Below are 14,077 nucleotides of genomic sequence, written 5' to 3'. Positions count from 1 at the left end.
GCGGCCGAGGTGACGGCGGCCGAGGTGCCGGCCGCTCAGGTGCGCGCTGCTGAGGTGCCGGCGCGGGCGGGCAGCGTCTCGCGGCCGCCGAGCCACACGGCGAAGGCGATGAGGACGACGACGCCGGAGGCGATGAACGCCGCGGAGTACCCCATCGATTCGGCGAGCACGCCGGCGATGATCGGGCCGAAGATCGCGCCGGTGTCGATCGCCATCTGGTAGCGGGAGAGCACGATGCCGCCGGCGCGGTGGTTGCCGACGACGTCGGCGACGGCGGCCTGCTGGGAGGGGTTGAGGAGGCCGGCGCCGATCCCGGCGATGACGGAGAGCACGAAGAACATCGTGATCGAGGCGGAGAAGCCGAGCGCGAGCGTGCTGATGCCGAGGATGAGGAGGCCGGTGAGGATGAAGGGGCGGCGACCCAGGCGGTCGGCCCAGCGGCCCACCGCGGCCACCGCGAAGGTGTTGCCGAGCGCGAACACGGTGAGCGCGAGCCCGGACACGGCCGCACCCGCGCCGAGCACGTGGAGGGCGAACAGCGGGTAGATCGCCACCCGGATGCCCATGGACGTCCAGCCGTGCGCGGCCCCGGAGACAAGTGCTGCCCGGTAGGCGGAGTCCCGCCAGGCCTCGCGGAACCGCATGACCGAGCGGTCGGATGCGGGCTCGGCCGGTGCGGTGGGCTCGGCGGCACTGGGGGCAGGCTGGGGTGCTGCGGGCGCCTCGGCGGCGGTCCCGGTGTCCCCGCCGTCGGTGACCAGGTCCCGGTCTTCCGGCCCGCGGTCGGCCTGGTCCTGGGCGGCCTGTTCGGCGGCGAGGAGGCGTTCGTTGCGGCCGAGCCGGAAGTACACGACGGCCGCGGCGGCCACGAGGGCGGCGGCGTAGACGAGGAACGGCACGCGCATGCCCCAGCCGGCCATGAGTCCGCCGACCACGGGGCCGGCGATGTTGCCGAGCAGGAAGGCGGTGGCGTAGCGGCCGGCGGCGCGGGCCCGGGCGGTGGGCGGGGCGAGGCGGATGATGAGCGCCATCGCGGACACGGTGAACATCGTCGAGCCGAGCCCGCCGAGCGCGCGGAACAGGAGGAGCTGCCAGTAGGACTGGGCGAGCGCGACGGCGAAGGTCGAGGCGGCGACGATGAGGAGGCCGGTGACGTAGACGGGCCGCTCCCCCAGCCGGTTGACCAGGCGGCCGCCGGCGGGCGCGGAGATCAGCCGGAAGAACGCGAAGGAGCTCACGACGATCGTCGCGGCGGTCACGCCCAGGCCGAAGGATTCGGCGAACTGGGGCAGCACGGGGGCGATGATCCCGTAGCCGATGGCGACGATGAAGGCGGCGGAGACGAGCACCCAGATGTCGGCGGGGAGCTTCGCCTCCGGGACGGTGGTGTCCGGGCGGGTGCGGGTCACCTCGGCGTCGGGTCCGGGAGGCGGCCGAGGAACGGTGCTGGGTCGAGCGGGGGCCGGTTGGAGGCGGCGAGCTTCTCGCGGAAGGCGGGGTCGATGTCGCCGACGTAGAGCCAGCCCATGAGGAGCTCGGAGTCGTCGAGGCCGTGGAGAGCGCGGACGGCCGGTGCGTTGGCCTCCCGTCCGGAGCGCCACATCACGCCCCACCCGGCCTGGAACAGGGCGAGCTCGAGGAGGTGGGCGGCACCGGCGGCGGTCGCGTGCTGCTCCCAGGCGGGGACCTTGGGGTGTTCGGTGGGTGAGGCGATGACGGCGATGAGGAGTTCGGCGCGCAGGGGCTTGGGGTTGACCTCGCGGGGGGCGCGCTCGGTGCCGGAGGCGGTGTCGAGGGCCTCACCCAGGCGCAGGCGGTCGTCGCCGCGCAGCAGAAGGAGCCGCCAGGGGCGCAGCGCCTTGTGATCCGCCACCGGGGTGACGGCGGCGAGCAGCCGGGCGATCTCTGCGTCCGTGGGGGTGTGCGGGCCGACCTTCGACACCGAGCGGCGCGAGGCCATGGCCTGGAGCACGGGGTCCTCGAAGTGCTTCACGACATCCACTTCGCGTACCCGGCGCGGGCCCGGGCGAGCTTGGGGTCGATGATGTACGTGCAGTAGCCGTTGTACGGGTTGCGGGAGTAGAAGTCCTGGTGGACCTCCTCGGCGGGGTAGAACGTGCCGAGGGGTTCGAGGGTGGTGACGATGGGCTCGTCGAAGAGCTCCTGCGCCTGCTCGATGGCGGCGGCGAAGCGGGCGCGCTCGTCCTCGTCGCGGTAGAACATCGCGGAGCGGTACTGGGTGCCGACGTCGTTGCCCTGCCGGTTGAGCGAGGTGGGGTCGTGGCCGGTGAAGAACTGGCCGAGGATCACCTCGGCGGGGACGATCGATTCGTCGAAGGTGACCTGGAGGGCCTCGGCGTGGCCGGTGATGCCGGCGCACACGGAGTAGTAGTCCGGGTCCTCGACCTCTCCCCCGGTGTACCCGGAGGTCACGTCGGTCACGCCGCGGGTGCGGCGGTAGACGGCGTCGAGGCACCAGAAGCACCCGGCGGCCAGAGTGAGAGTCTGCATACCGTGTAGGACACCCGCGACCCGGTGATTATTCCGTGGGCGGCTGTGCGTCAGCGGTCGCGGGCGACGATGTGGCCGGCGTGCTTGAGCAGCGGGGCGTCGATCATCTTGCCCTCGTAACTGAAGGCCCCGGCCGAGGTCTCCGCGAGTTCGAGCACGGCGCGCGCCCAGGCGAGCTGCTCCGGGGTGGGGCGGTAGGCGTCGCGGACCACGGGGATGTGCTTGGGGTGGATGGAGACCTTACCGGCGAAGCCGCTCTCCACTGCGTCGAGCGCCTCGGCGGCGAGCCCGTCGAGGTCGTGGATGTCGGCCCAGATCGAGTCGAGCACCCATTTGCCGTGGGCGCGCCCGGTGAGCAGGGTCTGCGAGCGGACGTGGAGCGCGACGTCGCGGTAGCCGCCGGTCGGCAGGCGGGAGGAGCCGCCGCCGAGGTCGGCGATGAGGTCCTCGGAGCCCCACATGAGGCCGGCGACCTCGGGGGCGGCGGCGATCTCGGAGAGGTTGACGGCGCCGCGGGCGGTCTCGATGAGTGCAATGACGCGGTAGTCGGACAGGGGTGCGGAGTCAGCGGCGGATTCCGCCTTGGGCAGCATGACGTGGGTGTAGGGCAGGGTGGCGAGGAGTTCGAGGTCGGCGGAGAACTCCTCGGTGTCGCGCGGGTTGATGCGCACCACCGTGCGCGCGGGATCGAGGAGGTTCTCCTTGACCGACTGGCGGGCGGCTGCCTTGTCCGCAGGGGCGACGGCGTCCTCGAGGTCGATGATGACGATGTCGGCGCGCTCGGCGGCCTTGGCATAGCGGTCCGGGCGGTCGGCGGGCACGAACAGCCAGGCCGGCGCGAAGTCGAAGTCGGCGGGCTGGGTGGTGGCCTTGTCAGTTGTGGGGCCGGTGTGGGCGGAGTCGGTGGGGCTCATGCGGTGATCTCCGGGTTCTGCGGGTCGTGGGCGGAGGTGAAGACCATAGTCTGGCGGACGGCCTTGGCGACGACCTCGCCGCGCTGGTTGCGGCCGATGTGTTCGAGGGTGACGATGCCCTGGTTGGGGCGGGACTTCGATTCGCGCTTGTCGAGGATCGTGGTCTCCGCGTAGAGGGTGTCGCCGTGGAACAGGGGCTTGGGGAAGGAGACCTCGGAGAAGCCGAGGTTGCCGACGATCGTGCCCTGGGTGAGCTGCGAGACGGAGAGCCCGACGAGGGTGGCGAGCGTGAACATCGAGTTGACCAGCCGCTGGCCGAACGGCTCGGACTCCGCGAAGGCAGCGTCGAGGTGCAGCGCCTGGGTGTTCATGGTCACCGCGGTGAACCAGGTGTTGTCGGCCTCGGTGATGGTGCGGCCCGGCGCGTGCTTGTAGACCGTGCCGACCTCCATCTCGTCGAACCACAGGCCGCGTTGGGTGATGGTCCTCGGTGCGGACGTGGAGTCTGGGTTCGCCTCGGTGGTCATGCCGATGTCCCTTCGTGTGCTGACGATGCTGGTCGTGATCCCGATTCTCGCAGGCCCGGGCGTCGAGCGGAATGCGCAGGCCCGATGGCGCACGTGTTGTGCTGGTGAGCCGGGCATGCAGGGCTTGTCAAGTGAATTGTGTGCGGGGTTTTACAGGTATCGGTTGATTCGGTCGGGGTAGGCCACGGCCAGCTGGGCCAGGGCTTGTTTCCAGTTCGTCGTGACTTGGCCCTCGACGAGCCGGCCGGAAGCTCTTCGTGTGCCGGCCTTGCCGCACTCCTTCTCGCGTTCACGGGCGCGCTTGTCCTCGATGTTGCAGATCGCCAGCCACAGCAGCTTGACCACGGAGTCGTCGGTGGGGAGCTGGGAGCGGTTCTTCGTGACCTTGCGCAGCTGGTAGTTCAGCGACTCGATCGCGTTGGTCGTGTAGATCACCCGGCGCAGGTCGGGTGGGAACTGCAGGAAAGGGGTGAATCGGTCCCAGGCGTTCTCCCATACCGCCACGGCTGAGGGGTACTTCTGGCCCAATGGTGATTCGGCGAACTCCGTGAGCGCTTGCAGGGCCGTCTCCTCGTTCGCAGCGGCGTAGATCGTCTTGAGCTCCTTCGACACGGCCTTGCGGTCGCCGTAAGCGACGAACCGATTCGCTGCCCGGATCAGGTGGACGACACAGGTCTGGACCATGGAATCCGGCCAGGTCGCCTCGATCGCCTCAGCCAGGCCGGTCAGTCCGTCGCAGCACACGATGAGCACGTCGCGGACGCCGCGGTTGGCCAGCTCCGCGCACACGTGGGCCCAGAACGAGGCGCCTTCGGTGTTCTGCGCCCAGATGCCGAGCACGTGCTTGATGCCGTCCATGTCGACACCGACGGCGATGTGAGCGGCCTTGGATCTGACGTGGCCGTTGTCGCGGACCTTGACCCGGATCGCGTCGAGGTAGATGACCGGGTAGAACTCCTCCAAGGGTCGATTCTGCCACTCCATCACCGCCTCCAGCACCGCATCGGTGATATTGGCGATCGTCTCGTGCGACAACTCGGTGCCGATCGTCGACAGCAGGTGGTACTGGATGTCCCGGATCGTCATCCCGCCGGCGTAGAGGCTGATGATCATGTCATCGAGTCCACCCAACCGCCGGGAGCCCTTCGGCACCAGCCTGGGGGTGAACGACCCGTCCCGGTCCCGGGGCACGGCGATCTCGATATCGCCGGCCTCCGACGCGACGGTCTTGGCATAGGAGCCGTTGCGGGAATTGGCCGTCACCTTGTCGTCGCGGTCGCCCGTAGCCCAGGTGCGAGGTCATCTCCGCCTGCAGGCCTCGCTCGAGTGTCTCCTTGATCAGCGCCGGCACCAGACCACCGTCGCCGGTCAGCTCGACCTCACCGGAATCGATCTTGGAAAACAGCTCATCCAGAGCCCCGGACGCCTTGAGCTGCTCAATCAGCTCGGATGCCTGATTCGGGTTCGATTGTGCATCGGTCACAGTCACCATCATGTCCTCTCATGAGTGAACCGGTACACAATTCATTTGACACCCCCGGCATGCACGCCCGGGGATCACGAGCTGGATCCGGAATAGGGTGGAACCGGGAGGTCGATGCGGTGGCTCTCTCGGCAGAGTATGGGAGAGAGTCGCGCGTCCGCGGGCACACACCCGGGGACGTTTCCCTGCTAGCCTCGTGCTTGCGCCGCGCATCCCACCGTCAGAACGACGACCACTGCTGCGGGTGAATGACGCGACACGCGTACGATATGCAGTACTTCGTTGAGGGTGTGTCAACTTGAACCGCGCACATGCCGCGTCGCGCACCGGAGATGCGCACCCACGCCTCTCCGCTTCGTTTCCGGTGCCGCTCAATGCTCGGGAGCGGCACCGGTCTCCATCACCTCAGTGACACCATTCGACAGCATTCACCAGCTCGTCCACAAGAGCTAATGTGTTAACTTCTGTTAAACACTCACTCTCGTGCTAGGCTGTGATCGTCATCACCCCTACTAATTGGGCACGAACCCTCCGCAGCAGCCCGTGTCCGTGCCTCGGCCAATGATGATCGTGGACTCAACACGAACCATGGGCAGGGCGGAGGGCGCGGTGAAAACAACCGTCGCACCTACGCCCGATGACAGTGCTGAAACATCGCGCCCGAAGGAGAGTTCGATCATGGTTAGAACTGCCCCGGTTCCGCCGAAATAGCAGCGCCGGATCGTGCTGAGCGTCCTGTCGGGTGAGGTGAACATCAGCGAGACCGCTCGCAAGGAGAACGTCAGCGTGTTTTCCATCCGCCGATGGACGCGTGAGTTCATCAAATCCCGCAACACCGTCGTGACGCCCGTCCCGCCCAGAGCAGCCGAAACGAAGGAGGAACTGTAGACCCGATTCTCCGACGTTTCCCGGAGACCCCGGGGAGACGGACGCGGAGCTCCACGAGAGCCCCTGATCTGCAGCGTGCCGGCGCCCCGCGGGAGCAGACATGCGTCACTGATCCGGTGATGCGCACAGAGCTCGCAGTCCTTCAATCCCTCTGCCCAGATCATTCCGATCTCCGTCCCGTCCCACCACACTCTGATCCAGGAGGATCCCATGGAGAAGCTCACTCTTGAAACCCTCACGGCCGCCTGCCGGGCAGGCGGCCCCAGCGTCCTCACCTCGGTCACCGCACTGAGCCCTGCGGCCGGCCCACACGCAGCCGTCTCCCCCGCGAAATTCGTCTCAGGGCGATCCTCGGCGTTCTCGTACTTCATCAGGTTCGTGAACGGCTCGGCACAGCATGCAGTGCTCATCGATTCGAAGCAGTCACAGCTCAATCGCTGCGAGGAGCAGATCGCCGCTGCGATCGCCGATGGTCACGCAATTCTGAGCCGCACACCTCGCATTCGAGTCACGTACTCTGATCAGGCGTTCACCGATATCGAACTCCCACACCGAGCATTCGACGGGCATATCCGTGCCGGCTCCATCGACGGCGCGCCCGCGACCAAAAACCCGATCTACCGCGAAGCCCGCAATGCGAGCAAGACCAACGCCCGTGCGCTGCTCGAACTCAGCCCCGGTAGCCTCGTGTTCGGGTCGTGGGACTCCTCCCGCGCATCGAACCAGGGCCGCTATCAAAGCGCCCTCTCAGGTGAGATCATTGGGTTCCTCGCCGATCAGTCCGGCGCAGAAGCTACCGATCCTCCCCGGAAGGGCGGAGCTCGCGTCGACCCCGTCGGCATGAGCGTGCAGCTCACCGGCGACCAGATGACCACTCTCATCGACGCGCAGGAGGACGAGCTGAGCCCCAAGACCGTCACGGAAACGCGAGCACAGGCCAAGAAGGCGAAAGGCGCCACGCTCTCCGGATCCACGCTGGGCCTGGGCGGGGTACCACCCACCCTGGAATCCCTCGGCGGAGTCTCCTGCTCCCGAATCGTCCGCTCCCACGTCCTGTCCTTCGCCGCTCTGCGGCAGCTCCGCTTCGGCGCAGGTCCTGAGGGAGATGCCGCGTGCCGGGCACTTCTGGCCGCATACGCCCTCAATGGCCTTGCCCGGTCGGATTCCGAACTCCTCCTGCGAGCCGACTGCCACCTCGTCGAGGACGGCGCGCCCGTGGTCACCCTCGACCAGCGGCACGGCAACTCTGTCACGCTGGAGCCGCTGACCATTCCTGAGGCGGACGAGCTCCTCGCCGCTGCAATTCAGCAGGCAGAGTCGACCGCCGGCATCAGCTGGGACGGCGAAGTGCTCCACGTGGTGGGCAACCCTGAGGTCCACCACGCCGCCGAAGAGGAATCGGACGAATGATGGGTGTGTTCGAGCTCAGAATCCGGTTCCCCCTGGGAACGTACACCGGCCATCGCGCCGATGGTTCCGCAGACTACTTCCCCGACCCGGCCCGGGTGTACTCCGCACTGACCCAATCCGCATTCACCGGTACCAGCGCCGTCGTCGAAGCCGGCCGGAATCAGCCGTCGCCGGAAAGCCGCGCGGCACTGCGCTGGTTCGAAACCCACCCGCCGGATGCGCTGCATCTGCCCCGGACGTCGCGCCCGAATCCGGACGCGCCGATCGCCTTTCGCAAAGAGGGCCTCATTCCGAAGGAAGGTGGGAGGTTCGTCGACAAGACTTCGGGGAAGGCGACCGACGACGGTGTCTCCGTCGACGGGGTGTTCGGTATGTCATGGAACGAGATCCCGCCCGACGAGGTCGTCACCGCGCTCGATCACCTCTGCGCAGAGGTCTCACATATCGGCGAGGCGCTCTCACCCGCGGTCCTCGAGGTCGCCAGAACCTCCGCTGAAGGCACGCAACTGAACGCCACGTGGCTGCGCGATCCGGAGGCGCGCCGCTTCACCCGCGGTGGCATCCGGGTGCGCATCCCGCAGCCAGGCAGGCTCGACGAGCTTCAGCATGCCCATGAGCACGCGAACCCGCTCAAGCCTCCGACGGTGGCCGGTGACAAGCACACGGCCAGTGAGTCGTCGAGGCGGCACCCGGTCCCCGAATCGATGAACCGGCGTCAGCGCTACGTCCGCCCGCAACGTGTCGCATCCTCGCTCCCCTGGACGAACGCTATCGTCATCGCCGTTGATGAGCTCACACCACATCCCGGCGCGGAGCCGAGGGCGTTCGCAGACGAGATTCCCGAGCCGCAGCGCGTCGCGTGGTGCGTGGCGCTGCACCGGGCGCTGGTGAAGAGGATCAGCGGGCCGGCTCCGTCGTTTATCACGGGGCGATACCCGGACGGCCTCACGAAGCCGGCCAATCGTCTTGCGCTCCAGTATCTGGATCCGGCGCTCATGGCTGCCAGCAGGTACTCGTCGCTCGCAGGAGAATACGGCGCATTCCTGCTGCTCCTGCCCGCCTTGGCAGCAAGTGATGACCTGCTCGCACTCGAGCATGCGCTCATCGGCCTGCGCGAGATTCGCTCCCGCCACGGATTCGCCCGCGTCCGGGTGCGCGACGTCGAGGTCTCGTGCGAAGACTTCTGGAATCCGCCGGCCGCCGGCATGGTTCGCCTGCGGTCGACGATCCCCGCGATGATCGCCGACATACGCCGGCAGCGGTCCCCGTGGTCTCTTGTCGAGACCGTCCTCGCATCCATCGGCTTCACCTGGCGGGACCAGCAGGGATACGGCCCTGTGCTGGCCGGTCGCGGTGAGCGGTATCGACGACTCGTCGACGCAGTCAGACAAGATCTCGACCCCGTTGTCCTCGACGTCCACCGGCTGCCCGTCGACGGTTCGGACTACGTTCACCGACTCCCCGAGGGTGTCCCGGCAGTGCCCTTCAGAGCACTCATCGACCTCGGTGACCACCTGCCGGACGGTGCGATGGCCGCCATCGGCCAGAGCCGCCACCTGGGCGGGGGCCTCCTCGTTCCGGTCGACATGCCGGCATCGCTCATCAGGACTCGAGGTGAATCGAGATGAATGTGCCCTCCACCACCGCGCAGCTCACCGCCGAGGAGTTCAGCGAGTTCTTCGCCGAGATCACCGGGCACACGCCGTTCGCCTGGCAGACGAGGCTCCTCGAAACGGTGCTGCGCACCGGCCGTTGGCCGGCAGCTCTCGGGGCGCCCACCGGCGCGGGCAAGAGCTCGGTGATCGAGATCCACGCATTCGCGGTCGCCGCCGCTTCGCTCTCCGGCACCCGCGTGCCGCGCAGAATGGCGATGATCGTGGGTCGCCGTGCACTGGTCGATTCCCACCTCGCACAGGCGCAGAAGCTGATCAATCGCTTGGCGATGGCGCCGGAAGGAGGCGTCGTCGCGCGGGTTCGCGAGGCTCTCCGTTTACTGGCCCCTGCGCGACCGCCGGGGACGGCCACGCCTGGTCTGCGGTCGGTGCTGCTGCGCGGAGCCGCGCCTCGCGATCGGTCCTGGGTCGATGACGTCTCGACCTGCACGGTGATCTGTGCGACTCCGGAGATGTTCGGAAGCAGGTTGCTTTTCCGCGGCTACGGCTCCAGCCGTCTCGCGCGGCCGCGCGAGGCCGGACTCCTGGCCTATGACACCGTCGCGGTGATCGATGAGGCCCATCTCTCCCGCCAGCTCGATCTCACCGCGCGCCGGATCGATGCTCTCGAATCCATGGCGGACAGACCTCCCACTGTTCCCTGCCTGCAGGTTATGAGCACCTCGGCGACCCTTCCCGGGGAGGGTCATAGCGATGAAGTCGAAGGCGTCCTGCCCGCTGACCTCGACAGCGATGAGGTTCTGCGACGTCGTCTGTGCACACCGAAGCCTGTGCGCATCGTCGAATCGGCGGAGCACTCCGGCACCGCGAAACCCCGCGAGAAGTACATTCAGGCGCTATGCCGCGAGGTCCTCGACGTGCATGACCTGATGTCGGCGGAAGGCGGCGAACGGACGGTCGGTTGCGTAGTCAACAATGTCGACACCGCCAACCTCGTAGCCGCCGAACTCCTCCGCTCACGACGTGATCTCGCCGTCGTCTGCCGCACTGGCCAGTCCCGCCCGATCGACATCGAGCGGGGCGTCACCGGCGAGGAGGGCGCACCGGTCCAGCGCTTCCCGGGCCTCTACACGATCGATGGCAACCCGGATGTGTCCGTTCTCGTGACCACCCAGGCGGTCGAGGTCGGTGTGGATATCGACTTCTCCGCGATGGTGACTGAGCTCGCCCCTGGGAGTTCGCTCGTACAGCGCTTCGGCCGGGTGAACCGGATCGGTCGTAGCGCCAGAACCATGATCAGCGTCATCGTCCCGGCGAACCGCGCCGGCGACTATGCCCGGCCGCCATATACCACTGACGAACTCGACCGTGCACTGGAATGGCTGAGGTCCCGAGTCGATTCGAAGGACGGGGTCTCACCATGGGCGGTGACCCGGAACCCGCCGCCCGAGGCCGAACTCGACCGCGAGGTCTTGCAGCGCCCTGAGGACTGGGACGCGCGGAGATGGTCCCACTCCTCGCAGCCGAGCTTCGGCTCGGACGATGTGACGCTGCACCTGCGCGACGACCTCTCGCCGGAGAGGGAATCCATGGGTCTGGTCGTGCGGAGTCGCCTTCCGGAGGACGACGGGGATGCCCTCGCACTCCTGTCCGAAGCTCTCCCGCAGGCGCTCGAGGTATTCCCCGTCGAGCCCCGGCACGGCAGAGACCTCATCGCAGGGATCCTGCACGACCCCGCCGAGTGGGAGCCGGCGGCCCGCGCTCGAGCATTCCGCGTCCGCGACCGCATGGTACTGCAGCTCCCGAACGGTGATGCCGGTGCTCTCCACCAATACGTCCGGAGCGGGGACATCGTCATCGTCGACGACATACATCCGATCTTGCGGGACGGCGTGGTGTCCGGCAATCCGACTCGCAGAGCCGCGGCGGTGGATTGGAGCGAACTCGACGGCGTGGTCGCACTCCTGTCCGAACCCGAGATTTCGGAGTTGGGTCCCGATTGGGATCACGAGATCGTTGCTGACCACGCCCAGGTGATCTGGGGTGACCCTGCCGGCATCGATGTAGAAGCGCGGTTCTCCGAACCGGTTGCCGGCGAAGATCCGGCGTGGGTACTCATCACCGAGCGCGCTCGTGCACTCGACGACGAGTCGACTGTGCAGGAGTTCAGCCTGGCCGAGGTCCCGGTTGCGCTCTCCGAGCATGCACGAGCAGTCGCATCGCGCGCACGGTTCCACTCCGACGCCCTGGGGTTGGACTCCGATGTCAGTGCCGTAGTCGAATTGGCCGGGCTGCTCCACGATGAGGGGAAATCGGCCGAGCGGTTCCAGCGCATGCTGGGAGCACGCACGCAGACGGGGTTCATCGCGAAGAGTACGCAGCGTTCTCCCGTAGAGGTTCGAGCCGCCCGAGAGCGCTCAGGATTGCCCAGCGGGTGGCGCCACGAACAGCTCTCGGCTGCGGCAGCGGCCCGTGTTGCGTTCGAACGGAGGATGACTAGGCCGGAGTCGGACCTCCTCATCCAGCTCGTAGGAACCACACACGGGCATGGACGACCGTTCTTCTCCCACGGCGCCGAACGGCTGCTCCTCGGGACCGAGCCGATGAGTTCCGAAGGCACCCGCGCGAGGGAAGACGTCACCGCCGACTCGCCAGCGATCGGAGACAACCGGTGCGAATCCGCCCGGGAAGCCTTCGAGCTCTTCGACGGCGGGGAATGGGACAGCCTCGTCGAGCGTAACCGCCGCGCATATGGAACGTGGGGGATGGCCTATCTGGAGGCGGTGCTGCGCGCCGCAGACGCTCAAGTCTCGAAGGAGAGATCATGACCGACATCGTTGTGAACGGGGAGATCGAATCGGCGCTGACGCACTTCACCGGCCTTGGGCTCGCCACCATCGGCGAAGCCGCCGGGTTTGTCGGAATCCGGTTGTCCTGGTCGGACGAGGACAAACCTCGGCTATCAGTGAGCTTCCCTCATGAGTCGGCAGACTCTATCGCCACTTCGCTGCATGCACACGCTGTGAGCATGGCAGATCCGGAATCCTGGGTCCAGCAGACCATGAACCATGAAAAGAGGCAGTCGACGGGAGTCTTTAGCCCACGGATCAAAGTACCGACCTCGGGCGACTCGTGGGCGAATCTCACCCGTCTGCGGAGACGCTCCCTCGATGCGCTTCTCAAGCGCAATGATCGGTTGTCGCTTTCGATGATCGGTGCTCTTGGGGAACCCTCCTACTGGCGCTTCGAGCGCCAGTCGCCCCGGCCCGACGCCGGTGCCAGTCGATGGGAGATGAAGACCCGGAACAGAGGTGCTGAGTTCATCGGGGACCGTTTCGCCCCCTTGGCCCGGACGGTTGCTCTCCGTGCCCCGGAGGACGTACTTGCCGGAGTGACGGGAGAGCGGACCGACGACGAGCTCGATGGGTCACCCGATTCTCGGACGGCCACCGGCCTGCAGCGGCCCGGCCCAGTCGATTCCGCTCAGGCATGGGTGGCGTTGTGGGGACTGACCGCATTTCCGGTGGCCCACGACCCGCACGCGCAGTCTCAGACGGCAGGAGCGTTTCCGCAGGACCGGTTGCACACGCGATGGTTCGTCGTCCCGATCTTCGATCGACCGGTGAGCCTATCGCGTTGGCGATCAGTCATCGCCTCGGAGCCGCTGGCCGTCCTGGGCAGACAGATCGCCGATGACGATCACGTGGGCGCATATGATCGCGCCGCGGAGTCACAGCTGGTCGAACTCGGTTCGGTTGCACTCGGAGCCGCACGGGTCGACCTTCGGGGCAGTTCTTCAGCTCCCGAACGGGTCATTCTCGACGTCGAAGTCACCCCGCTCGGCGAGGAGTATCGTCATGGATGATGATACCGACGAGGTGTACGTCGCCCCTGCAACGGAGTATCTCCGTCGAGAAGTGGAGAGTCCGATCCCGCTCAGCCTGGTGTCCCACACGGTCTTCTGCCCGCGCAGGGCGTGGCTCGAGGCCGCAGGTGAGCACACCGACACCTCGCAGATGCAGAGCGGAGCAGCTGCCCATGCGCGGAGCGATGATCGGAGCAGATCACGCGGTTCCGAGCACCGAGCACTCGATGTGACGCATGCAGAGCTGGGCCTTTCCGGCAGGTGCGACGTGGTCGAAGGCGATCCTGGAGATCCATTGACCGTCGTCGAGTTTAAAGCGAATCCGGTACGGCGCCAGAGCTCGGTCACCCACCCCACCCGTGTTCAGCTGGCGCTCCAGACGCTGTGCCTGGAAGACATGGGGAATGAGGTCACCGGATGGGAGGTCTTCTTCACCTCCACCCGGCGCAGGGTCGAGGTGCAGCTCGACGAAGCGGATTTCGCCGACGCTCGCCGCTACGTCGATCAGACCCGGGCGGTGATCACAGCTCCGAAGGCGCCCGAACCTTTGGAGGACGACCCGCGATGCACGCGATGCTCGCATGTCTCGGTTTGCCTTCCGGACGAACGATCTGCGGTTCCGGTAACGCGTCGGATCCTCGTCGCTGACCCGGATACTCAAGTCGTCCACCTGGCGACTCCGGGAAGCCGTGCCGGAGTGCGCAGCGGCCGTCTGGTGGTCACCAAAGCCGGTGAGCGACTAGGGCGTGTCCGATAAATGGTGTAGCCACGCAATAGCCGCGTTGAGTACGACTGCTGCGCGGTAGACGATGGCGAGTTTGTCGTAGCGGGTGGCCAGGGCCCGCCACTGCTTCAGGCGGCTGTAG

Annotated in this window: 12 protein-coding genes and 2 pseudogenes; 6 read left to right on the top strand and 8 right to left on the bottom strand. The window is 67.1% G+C overall.

What is annotated here, in order from left to right:
• Positions 1-35 precede the first annotated feature (35 nt).
• From MTQ12_RS08250 to MTQ12_RS08220, 7 genes and pseudogenes are all read right to left on the bottom strand, one after another.
• Positions 36-1,409: an MFS transporter gene (locus tag MTQ12_RS08250; RefSeq protein WP_247618234.1), complete on the bottom strand. Its 1,374-nt coding sequence runs from the start codon at positions 1,407-1,409 to the stop codon at positions 36-38.
• A complete protein-coding gene (locus MTQ12_RS08245) occupies positions 1,406-1,993 on the bottom strand; it encodes a nitroreductase family protein (protein ID WP_247618233.1) in 588 nt (195 codons plus the stop codon). The genes MTQ12_RS08250 and MTQ12_RS08245 overlap by 4 nt, the downstream gene beginning before the upstream one ends.
• The gene (gene msrA, locus MTQ12_RS08240; RefSeq protein ID WP_247618232.1) at positions 1,990-2,511 is read right to left on the bottom strand and encodes a peptide-methionine (S)-S-oxide reductase MsrA; all 522 of its coding nucleotides are present in this window, start codon (positions 2,509-2,511) and stop codon (positions 1,990-1,992) included. The genes MTQ12_RS08245 and msrA overlap by 4 nt, the downstream gene beginning before the upstream one ends.
• A gap of 50 nt (positions 2,512-2,561) precedes the next feature.
• Positions 2,562-3,425: a CoA ester lyase gene (locus MTQ12_RS08235; RefSeq protein WP_247618231.1), complete on the bottom strand. Its 864-nt coding sequence runs from the start codon at positions 3,423-3,425 to the stop codon at positions 2,562-2,564.
• The gene (locus MTQ12_RS08230; RefSeq protein WP_247618230.1) at positions 3,422-3,952 is read right to left on the bottom strand and encodes a MaoC family dehydratase; all 531 of its coding nucleotides are present in this window, start codon (positions 3,950-3,952) and stop codon (positions 3,422-3,424) included. The genes MTQ12_RS08235 and MTQ12_RS08230 overlap by 4 nt, the downstream gene beginning before the upstream one ends.
• Before the next feature lie 150 nt (positions 3,953-4,102).
• Positions 4,103-5,447, bottom strand: a pseudogene (locus tag MTQ12_RS08225) (IS256 family transposase).
• Positions 5,448-5,947: 500 nt separating this feature from the next.
• Positions 5,948-6,232 carry a hypothetical protein gene (locus MTQ12_RS08220; protein WP_146000600.1) on the bottom strand — a complete coding sequence of 95 codons (285 nt, stop codon included), beginning with the start codon at positions 6,230-6,232 and terminating at the stop codon, positions 5,948-5,950.
• Here MTQ12_RS08220 and MTQ12_RS15205 point away from each other — a divergent pair.
• The 6 genes from MTQ12_RS15205 to cas4 all read left to right on the top strand — a co-directional run bounded on the left by MTQ12_RS15205 (position 6,159) and on the right by cas4 (position 13,968).
• The gene (locus MTQ12_RS15205; protein WP_219618257.1) at positions 6,159-6,323 is read left to right on the top strand and encodes a hypothetical protein; all 165 of its coding nucleotides are present in this window, start codon (positions 6,159-6,161) and stop codon (positions 6,321-6,323) included. The two genes, MTQ12_RS08220 and MTQ12_RS15205, sit on opposite strands and share 74 nt — an antisense overlap.
• Before the next feature lie 210 nt (positions 6,324-6,533).
• Positions 6,534-7,733: a type I-U CRISPR-associated RAMP protein Csb1/Cas7u gene (cas7u, locus tag MTQ12_RS08210; protein ID WP_101652346.1), complete on the top strand. Its 1,200-nt coding sequence runs from the start codon at positions 6,534-6,536 to the stop codon at positions 7,731-7,733.
• A gap of 5 nt (positions 7,734-7,738) precedes the next feature.
• Positions 7,739-9,361 carry a type I-U CRISPR-associated protein Csb2 gene (gene csb2 / locus MTQ12_RS08205; protein ID WP_247618229.1) on the top strand — a complete coding sequence of 541 codons (1,623 nt, stop codon included), beginning with the start codon at positions 7,739-7,741 and terminating at the stop codon, positions 9,359-9,361.
• Positions 9,358-12,174, top strand: coding sequence for a type I-U CRISPR-associated helicase/endonuclease Cas3 (gene cas3u / locus MTQ12_RS08200; protein ID WP_247618228.1), 2,817 nt, complete (start codon positions 9,358-9,360; stop codon positions 12,172-12,174). Before csb2 ends, cas3u begins: the two co-directional genes overlap by 4 nt.
• Complete coding sequence (locus MTQ12_RS08195; protein WP_101652352.1) at positions 12,171-13,211, top strand: hypothetical protein; 1,041 nt, start codon at positions 12,171-12,173, stop codon at positions 13,209-13,211. Before cas3u ends, MTQ12_RS08195 begins: the two co-directional genes overlap by 4 nt.
• Complete coding sequence (cas4, locus tag MTQ12_RS08190) at positions 13,204-13,968, top strand: CRISPR-associated protein Cas4 (RefSeq protein WP_247618227.1); 765 nt, start codon at positions 13,204-13,206, stop codon at positions 13,966-13,968. The genes MTQ12_RS08195 and cas4 overlap by 8 nt, the downstream gene beginning before the upstream one ends.
• Here the strand turns inward: cas4 and MTQ12_RS08185 are convergent.
• Positions 13,951-14,077 (bottom strand): annotated as a pseudogene (locus MTQ12_RS08185) (IS5/IS1182 family transposase); the annotation flags it as partial. The gene cas4 and the pseudogene MTQ12_RS08185 sit on opposite strands and share 18 nt — an antisense overlap.

The sequence above is a fragment of the Brevibacterium sp. R8603A2 genome, assembly GCF_023072605.1.
Classification (GTDB): Bacteria; Actinomycetota; Actinomycetes; order Actinomycetales; family Brevibacteriaceae; genus Brevibacterium; species Brevibacterium pityocampae.
Note: the sequence above shows the minus strand (reverse complement) of the source record. Positions and strands in the feature narration are given on the sequence as shown.